We start from the raw sequence: 425 nt of genomic DNA on the forward strand, positions 1-425 counted from the left end.
ACGGATAGGAAATTCAACCGCATGAGGCCAAGTATGGCACGAGTTTTGGGCCTCGAAACACGTTCGGCCAAGGAAGGTTGAGCGCTCGCTTGCCGCTCAATGGCAAGAGCTTGGGAGGCAGTATGCATTTGGGCCTGGCGCGCGTGCAGCTGCTTCCCCGCAGCGATGGATACCGCCGCTTCACTGGGTCACCAATTGACGCGCTGGTCTACCTCGTCGGGTTGAGCTGCCAGATCCCAATCCGGCTCGCCTTGCGCACCATCATCCACCGGCGCGTCGCAGCCCTCCCACAGCGGTGGCCCGCGTGCCGGGGTGATGTGCGGGGGGGCAGACTCCACCCCGATGTGGTTCAGGATGTGGCGGATTTCGGCGCTGTGGGTGATGAAGGCAATGATGCGCATCTGTCCACCGCACATGGGGCACAG

1 pseudogene is annotated in these 425 nt (G+C 62.8%); it reads right to left on the reverse strand.

The features are described from left to right. Positions 1–188 precede the first annotated feature (188 nt). Positions 189–425, reverse strand: a pseudogene (locus J8G26_RS19180) (IS91 family transposase); the annotation flags it as partial.

It is taken from the genome of Acidovorax sp. JG5, assembly GCF_017939685.1.
Lineage (GTDB): Bacteria > Pseudomonadota > Gammaproteobacteria > Burkholderiales > Burkholderiaceae_C > Acidovorax.